Consider the following 7,240-nt stretch of genomic DNA (forward strand, 5'->3'; position numbering starts at 1 on the left):
CGTCTGGCTGGATGGGCTATCGCCGATCACATGCGAACCGAGCTCGTCATCGACGCCCTGGCCGCCGCCGGGCGGACCCGCGGGAGCCTGGCCGGGGCAGTGATGCACACCGACCACGGCTCGCAATACACCAGTCGGGCATTCGCCGAAGCGTGCAGGTCAGCAGGGGTCCGGCAGAGCATGAGCGCCGTCGGGTCCAGCGCGGACAACGCCGCCGCCGAGTCGTTCAACGCGACACTCAAGAGAGAGACCTTGCAGGGCCGGAAGGGCTGGTCGACCGAGCGTGAGGCCCGACTCGACGCCTTCTGCTGGCTGACCCGCTACAACACCCGACGCCGACACTCCCGCCTCGGTCAGCGGTCTCCGATCGCCTTCGAGAACACCCTCCAACCAACATCAACTACCCTGGCCCAAGCGGCATAGACGTGTTCAACATCCGGGGACAAGGCCCATTCCCGGCTTCGCCCCTCTGCTGGACACCCTCGAGCTGACCGGAGTCATGGTCACCGCCGACGCCCTGCACACCCAGCATGCCCACGGCGCCTACCTGCGGATGCGCGGTGCCCACTATCTCGCGATCGTGAAGAAGAACCACCCCGGCCTCTACGGCCGCATCCGTACGCTGCCCTGGCGGGAGATCACCCTGGAACACTACGACCGCACCCGCGCCCACCACCGTGACGAGATTCGTCGGCTCAAGACGGTCGCCTTCCGCCACATCGACTACCCCGGCGCCCGCCAGGCCCTCCAGACCGTGCGCTGGAGAAGAGAGTTGTCCACAGGGAAGCTGACCGTCGAGCGCGTCTACCTGATAACCAGCCTGCCGCCCGGCGCTGCGAACGGAGCCCAACTCGCCGCATGGATTCGCGGACACTGGGGCATCGAGAACCTCCTGCACTATGTCCGCGACCGCACCTACCGCGAGGACGACTCCAAGGTCCGTACCGGCCAACTCCCCCGCACCATGGCCTCCCTGCGCAACCTCGCCATCAGCGTCCACCGCCAGAACGGCGAGAAGAACATCGCCGCGGCCCTCCGACGAACCGCCCGCGACTACCGCAGACCCCTGGCAGCCCTCGGACTTACCGACAAAACGGGACAGGACTCAATCTGCAATGACCGTGGTTCCAAGATCGGTTGAGAAACGGCTGCTGACGATTTAGCAGATCCGCGACATCACCTTGGCAAGGCAAGGATGGTGTCGCAGATCTGCCAGCCCCCACTGTGATGCACCTGTTGAACTGATCACGCAACAACAGGTCCATCACAGGACGGAATTCATGGCTTCATCATCCACCTCTACCACGCACCACCCCGGCGGGGCCGATCGACCGACCCCCTCTCCGGTGCTCGGCTGGTTGGCCGTCGTCTCCGTGATGCTCGGCATCTTCTCGATCGTCACGACGGAGATCCTGCCGATCGGTCTCCTCACTAAGATTGGCGCAAGCTTCACCATCTCCGACGGGATGGCCGGGCTGATGATGACCATGCCAGGCTTCCTTGCGGCGATCTCCGCCCCTGTGGTCACCGTGTCGACCGCACGCGTCGACCGCCGCCTGATGCTGTCCATGTTCATGATCCTGCTGGCCGGGGCGAACTTCCTGGCTGCGGCGGCGCCCGACTACTGGATCGTCCTGGTGTCCCGGATCGTCGTCGGCGTCGTCATCGGCGGCTTCTGGTCAATCGGCGCATCACTGGCCGAGCGTCTGGTGCCCGCCCAATCGGTGGGCCGCGCCACGGCAGTGATCTTCTCCGCGGTGCCGCTGGGTTCGGTACTCGGTGTTCCAGCTGGCACCTTCATCGGGGATATGGCTGGCTGGCGCACCGCATTCGCCGTAATGGGCGCCCTCACCGTCGGCGTGCTGATCATGCTGCTGGTCGTCATGCCGCCCCTGCCGCCCACGCAGACCACCCGACTCAACGTACTGCGCGGCATGCTGAAGAGCGCCAACGCCCGCTTCGCACTCGTGCTGACCGTCCTGGTCGTGCTGGCGCACTTCGGGGCCTACACCTACGTCACGCCGTTTCTCGAACAGGTCACCGACGTCGGCCCTCGACTGATCACCGTCTTCCTGCTCATCTACGGTGCCGCGGGCATCATCGGGAACTTCCTCGGCGGCGCCCTGGTCACTCGCCATCCCCGGGCCATCTTCGGTCTCGCCGCCGCCATGATCGCGGCCACCACTCTGCTGCTCCCCGTCCTGGGGCAGTGGCAAATCGGCGCTGTTGCGCTGCTGATCGTTTGGGGTGTGGCCTACGGCGCAGTCCCCGTCTCATCCCAGACCTGGTTCGCCAAGGCAACACCTGGCGCACCGGAGGCAGCCGCAGTTCTGTTCACCGCCTCCTTCCAAGCCACGATCTCCCTCGGTGCACTAGCCGGCGGCTTCGTCGTGGACCGCACCTCGCCGTCCACGGTCATGATGCTCGGAGGCGTCACAGCCACGCTCATGGTCGTGGCCGTGTCGGCTCACTTCGCCCGACGCCTGACGTGGCCGGACAACACCTGAGCACCACTTCATAGCCCGAACACCTCCTTCTGACGTTCTTACGTGCCCCGGAACCCGCCCAAGCGGCTGAGCTCCGGGGCGGCCCTGGCCCGGCCGGCCATACAGGCCGCGACCAACACACCAAGGAGAGGACAACGGACGGGATGGGAGAAGATGCAGATGCAGGCGGCTCGCTCGGTTGGCATGGGCTTCGACACCCACATGATCACCGACACCGTGCCTGCACCTCGTTCCCGGACAAGAGCGCCAACACGGATGTGACGCCCTGTCACGGACGAACGCGGCGAACCTCGTTCATGCAATGACCCTGGCGCCGGCGTAGCCGAACCTGAGGCCGTCTTGGACGACCCGCAGTGGGTGGAGTGGCGCGGTGGCCACGCCCACGAGTGCCACGCCGCCTGAGTGCTGCGGCTCTGAAAACACTCGGTCGGGTGAAGACACCGGATCACCGGAACTGTCGCCAGACATCACGGCGTAGTGCCGAACATGAACCCGATCAACGAGGCCCACGTGAGCGAGCCGGGCCTGATCGTCATCGAGAGTTTTCGCGGGTCAGATACTTGTCCGCTAGCGTTCCCGTATGCCTGAACCAAGCAGTCCTGAGAGGGACTTTATCGGCGTTCGCGCTGCTTGAGATCGGCAAGCTGTCTGAGACTGGTGATCCGTGGGAGCCGTACCGGCTGATGGACCGGATTGCGGAGGCGGAACGCGAGGGCTGGCTCGGCGAAGTTGAAGGGCTCAACATTAGTACGACGTTCCGACGTCATACTCCCTGAGCAGCATGAGTAGACCGGCACCGGCCCTCTGGGCGTCCGTGACACCGGTGGCAGGGTCCGGGTTGTGAGTATCGTCGGTCACTCTGCCGATTGCGGAGTCGGATTTGTCATAGACCGTCGTCCCGCTAATCCTGTCGACAGGTTTATCCCATGAGGTCACCACACTGCCATCGAGATTCACTTTTCCTATAGACCAGTCGTGCTTCTTTGCTGTATATACGACTCCTCTCCAGTCGACGTGCCCCAAGGTCCTGCCGCTACTGTCTGACACAACCCCCGAGGATGAATAGTTCCCTATTGTATTGTCGCGCGTGTCTACAATTCTCCCCATGAGGTGCACCCCCAAAGCTGGAAAAGGGAGTCGTTGGGTGCTATTGACCTTCCATCTGGCGTTACCAGCGGGGCCGGGATGCTTAATCGCCTGACCGTCAGAGTTGACTGACGTGATTATGTTTCGCCCTATATTCAACGGGCGATTCCGGTTGTTAAAGATGCCGCGAGACTTGGAATGCTAGTACACTTCGGGGAATGTGTGCGCAAGGAGGACTACGAGTTATTCTCCGCCAACATGCAGTGTCCGGCAAACCCGGTGGAGGTCGACGGGCACTCAGCGATTGTCGCTAAGTTCAGAGAAGTCGCGGCCGCCGACGATGCCACCGCGCTCGCCTTCCAGCAGCTGCTCGCCGACCGGTGGGCGACGGCCACAGCGGAGCAGACGACGCGGGACGCCGGTCAGCCCGGCGTACGGCTGCGCTGCTACCTGGACCTGCGCCAGCAGCTCACCGCGGCCGCCGTGGCCGGTCCGAACATGGAGCCGACCACGGCCCGGCCCTGACTCATGACAGGGCGCCGCCTTCGCCGAACAGCGGCACCTCCTGGACGTCGACGTCCGCGCGGATAGCTGGTACCAGGCACGTATTCGTGGCTGGCGCTATTCCTCTCCCTGCACCTGCTCGGGGCTCTGGTGTTAGTGGCCGCATGTCCGTTTCGTTGCGATCGCTGCCAGGGTGCCCAGGGTGAGCGAGACAGCCATCACGGCTGCCATGGGCGCGGGGCTTTGGGTGCCGAACAGTCCGACCACGGGAGAGGCGGCTGCACCGAGAAGGAACTGGCCGCCGCCGAGAAGTGCGGATGTGGCTCCGGGGGCGGCTCGGCCGCGACTTTGAGCGATGGTGATGACGGCGGGGAAGAAGAGGCCGAATGCGGTGATGGTGATCAGAAGGCAGAACCAGGTCAGGGGCATGTTGCTGCCAGTAGTTGCCTGGAGGAGAAGCAGTGCCACTGCTCCCGCCGTAGCCAGGACGCCGCTGATGATGAGGAGCGCTTCGGGAGACCGGTGCCTGGTCAGGCGCCCGTAGGCAAGGCTTCCGGACATGTTGCCGAGGGCGTTCACGCCGTAGACCAGGCTGGAGAGGGCTGGGGAGAGATGGTAAATGTCCTGGAAGACGAAGGTGGTGCCGGCGATGTAGGCGAAGACGGCGGCTCCGCCGCAGGCGAGCGCCAGCACCGGGGCGAGGACGGCGGGCTGCGCGGCTGTCCGTCCGATGGCGCGAAGGCTGGAGGTCAGGCCGCCAGTGAGGCGGGCATCGGGCGGATGGGACTCTGGGATCCAGCGCCATACGCCCGCAGCTAGGAGTACGCCCATCAAGGCGAGGACGGCGAAGACATAACGCCAGGGAACGAGGAGGAGCAGGGCGCCTCCGGCCAGCGGAGCCAGTACCGGGGCCATGGCGCCGATCGCTCCCAGGCGAGAGAACACCGTGGGGAGTTCGCGGTCATCGAAGAGATCGGTGACGACAGCTCGGGAGACCACGATCCCAGCGGCCCCTGCGACGCCCTGTCCCACCCTCGCCGAGTTCAGCACAGCTACCGTGGGCGCCAGAGCACACACGATGGAGAAGCCGGCGAACAAGACGGACCCGCCCATGAGGACGGGGCGGCGGCCGACCGCGTCGCTGAGCGGGCCGAGGGCGAGCTGCCCGGCGATGATGCCGACCAGGAAGCTGGTCAGGGATAGTTGCGCGCCGGAGGCGTCGGTTGCCAAGGAGCGGGCCAGGTCGGGCAGGGCGGCGACGTACATGTCTGTGGCCAGGGGGCTTACGCCGCTCAGTCCGGCCAGCACCAGAAGTAGGCGAAGACGCTTCGGTTTGACGGCGTACGGGCTGGCTGCGTCGGGCGAGGCCGCAGAGCGGGTGGTCATAGTGCGGCGGCCGCCCCTTCTCCTGAATCAGGCGTTTGCGCTCGCCCGGTGGGCCTGTCCTCGGCCGTTTCTGCTGCAGCCACCTGTTCCAGCAGGCCCGCCGCAATCTGCAGTACGCCGCGCTCAGCGGGCGACAAGTGCTGGCGGAGCGCCGATGCCAGCCAGTAGTTGCCGTCCCTCACGTGCTCTCGCAGGGCTTCACGTCCTGCTTCGGTGATGACGACGTTCTGGCGGCGGGCGTCGACGTCGCTGCGCGAGCGACGGATGCGGCCCTGCTCCTCCAGTTCATTGAGCACGCGGGTCAGCGACTGTGTCTGCAGTGCTTCGATGGCGGCGAGTTCCGAGGGGGTCAGCGCCTCACTGTGACGCAGGTTGGCCAACACCGAGGCGGCCAAGCGTGACAGGGCACGGCTGCTCCCGGGCTGCTCGGCACGCAATCGAGTCGCAAGCCTCGACACGCCCCACCGCAGCGCTTCGGCCAGATTCAGGTCGACCTGTCGCTGCCGCTCAACATCATCTTCCATAATTGCAAAGCTACAGCTTCGTTACTCGACTCAGAAGCCGCAGTTTTAGCCAAACATTAGTAAGCATCAGCTTGGTATCTCGGGATGCGGCGGCCCGGTACTGAGTTGGTCTTCGTGAACGGCCCTGTGTTCGGTCTCGGTGTCGGACGAGCCGCCAGATAGGCGTTCCAGTCGCGAGCAGCTCGGCGGGTCCACTTGAGAGCCGCGGTGATGCTGAGACAAAGAGTCTCGCTGAGCACTGAGGCGGGCAGGTCAGCTGCCAGGGCGAGCAGCGCAGTGTTCCTGCCGATACGCGCTGGCAGGTTATGGAGACGCAGCTTGCGCGCGAGATCCGCTGCGGAGCGGTGTGTCCCGGCGGCGTACCCAGGGAAAAGCCAGGCGGTTCGTGGGGTGACACGGCCGATCGCCGAGTTCGGCTCGGCGTGTTCTGCCTGGCGAAGCAGAAGCTGGTGGACCAAGGGCGGCAGCGCTGCGGGATGCGTGCCCATAAGCAGTCGCGGCTCGATGCCGCCAGTGAGGTCGGAGCGAGTGAGAGCAGCGATCCGCGTGATCGGCATCCCGTACAGCAGCACCAGGGCGCCCGCGGCTCGCACATCAGCGGGCAACGCCTCGTCATGCAGACAGCGTCGCAAATGCGTCCAGTGCTCGGTCTCCGTCCACCAGCGGTGGGGCTCATCTCGCGGGCGGTCAAGCACCTCATGCTTGCCCGTGAGGCGACGCTGGTGGGCCCAGCGAAGGAAGAGCCGGACATGCCGGCGATCCCGGCTCTCCGACAGCCACATGTCGACGTCCGTTTGCGCGAGGTCGGCCAGCGAGATGTTGTGGTCGTCGAGCCAGGTAAGAAACGCTGCGCTACAGCGAACGGCGTTGCGTACCCCCGCAGCGCTGGCTGACGTGAAGCGCCCCCGGGCCGCGCGCCGCCGGGCCCGCCGCATCAGGGACCACTCGGCATAGAGGCGCAATATCCGGCGATGCCGAGGCGGTAGATGGGCGAGCACACGCTCCAACCACGGACGCAAGGACGCCAAGGACTCATCGCGCTGTGGGAGGACACCAAGGTGAACGAGGGTGGCTCGCAACGTTGCCACCCCTTGGCCCGGCCCGACTGACCTTCCCCTCGTAGCGTAGAGACCCTGACTGCAGGGGAAGTTGAGGGTCATGGCAGGCAAGAGGCGGAAGTTCGACGCGGAGTTCCGTGAGGGGGCTGTGCGGATCGTCGCCGAGACCGGCAAG

The 7,240-nt window shown here is 65.4% G+C and carries 9 protein-coding genes; 5 read left to right on the plus strand and 4 right to left on the minus strand.

Annotation, left to right across the window (positions count from 1 at the left end; all coding sequences use genetic code 11):
• The 4 genes from C1J00_RS34670 to C1J00_RS48410 form a co-directional block, all read left to right on the plus strand.
• Nucleotides 1-423 (plus strand): integrase core domain-containing protein (locus tag C1J00_RS34670; RefSeq protein WP_146046307.1); only part of this gene is annotated, 423 nt, incomplete at its 5' end.
• A 28-nt stretch (nt 424-451) separates the two neighbouring features.
• Nucleotides 452-1,141 (plus strand): ISAs1 family transposase, encoded by a 690-nt coding sequence (locus C1J00_RS34675; RefSeq protein WP_439333460.1) that lies wholly within the window; start codon nt 452-454, stop codon nt 1,139-1,141.
• A 139-nt stretch (nt 1,142-1,280) separates the two neighbouring features.
• Nucleotides 1,281-2,507, plus strand: a complete 1,227-nt coding sequence (locus C1J00_RS34680; RefSeq protein WP_180989804.1) for an MFS transporter — start codon at nt 1,281-1,283, stop codon at nt 2,505-2,507.
• 486 nt (nt 2,508-2,993) lie between these two features.
• Nucleotides 2,994-3,095 (plus strand): DUF6207 family protein, encoded by a 102-nt coding sequence (locus C1J00_RS48410; protein ID WP_439333459.1) that lies wholly within the window; start codon nt 2,994-2,996, stop codon nt 3,093-3,095.
• A gap of 156 nt (nt 3,096-3,251) precedes the next feature.
• Here the strand turns inward: C1J00_RS48410 and C1J00_RS44820 are convergent, their stop codons facing one another.
• Nucleotides 3,252-3,614, minus strand: a complete 363-nt coding sequence (locus tag C1J00_RS44820) for a hypothetical protein (protein ID WP_146046308.1) — start codon at nt 3,612-3,614, stop codon at nt 3,252-3,254.
• Nucleotides 3,615-3,851: 237 nt separating this feature from the next.
• Here C1J00_RS44820 and C1J00_RS45625 point away from each other — a divergent pair, with 237 nt between their 5' ends.
• Nucleotides 3,852-4,118 (plus strand): DUF6207 family protein, encoded by a 267-nt coding sequence (locus tag C1J00_RS45625; protein ID WP_219728393.1) that lies wholly within the window; start codon nt 3,852-3,854, stop codon nt 4,116-4,118.
• 132 nt (nt 4,119-4,250) lie between these two features.
• Here C1J00_RS45625 and C1J00_RS34690 read toward each other — a convergent pair whose 3' ends face one another.
• The 3 genes from C1J00_RS34690 to C1J00_RS44825 are packed head-to-tail and all read right to left on the minus strand — an operon-like array spanning nt 4,251 to nt 7,014.
• Nucleotides 4,251-5,483, minus strand: a complete 1,233-nt coding sequence (locus C1J00_RS34690) for a multidrug effflux MFS transporter (protein ID WP_102912925.1) — start codon at nt 5,481-5,483, stop codon at nt 4,251-4,253.
• A complete protein-coding gene (locus C1J00_RS34695) occupies nt 5,480-6,007 on the minus strand; it encodes a MarR family winged helix-turn-helix transcriptional regulator (RefSeq protein WP_102912926.1) in 528 nt (175 codons plus the stop codon). Before C1J00_RS34695 ends, C1J00_RS34690 begins: the two co-directional genes overlap by 4 nt.
• Before the next feature lie 56 nt (nt 6,008-6,063).
• The gene (locus C1J00_RS44825) at nt 6,064-7,014 is read right to left on the minus strand and encodes a hypothetical protein (protein ID WP_146046309.1); all 951 of its coding nucleotides are present in this window, start codon (nt 7,012-7,014) and stop codon (nt 6,064-6,066) included.
• Nucleotides 7,015-7,240: the final 226 nt, after the last annotated feature.

The sequence above is a fragment of the Streptomyces cahuitamycinicus genome (assembly GCF_002891435.1).
Lineage (GTDB): Bacteria > Actinomycetota > Actinomycetes > Streptomycetales > Streptomycetaceae > Streptomyces > Streptomyces cahuitamycinicus.

Excerpts from the sequence above, each read along its gene's own strand:
- C1J00_RS34690 (WP_102912925.1), bottom strand. The coding sequence starts at position 5,483 with ATGACCACCCGCTCTGCGGCCTCGCCCGACGCAGCCAGCCCGTACGCC.
- C1J00_RS34695 (WP_102912926.1), bottom strand. The coding sequence starts at position 6,007 with ATGGAAGATGATGTTGAGCGGCAGCGACAGGTCGACCTGAATCTGGCC.
- C1J00_RS48410 (WP_439333459.1), top strand. The coding sequence starts at position 2,994 with ATGAACCCGATCAACGAGGCCCACGTGAGCGAGCCGGGCCTGATCGTC.
- C1J00_RS45625 (WP_219728393.1), top strand. The coding sequence starts at position 3,852 with ATGCAGTGTCCGGCAAACCCGGTGGAGGTCGACGGGCACTCAGCGATT.
- C1J00_RS34680 (WP_180989804.1), top strand. The coding sequence starts at position 1,281 with ATGGCTTCATCATCCACCTCTACCACGCACCACCCCGGCGGGGCCGAT.
- C1J00_RS44820 (WP_146046308.1), bottom strand. The coding sequence starts at position 3,614 with ATGGGGAGAATTGTAGACACGCGCGACAATACAATAGGGAACTATTCA.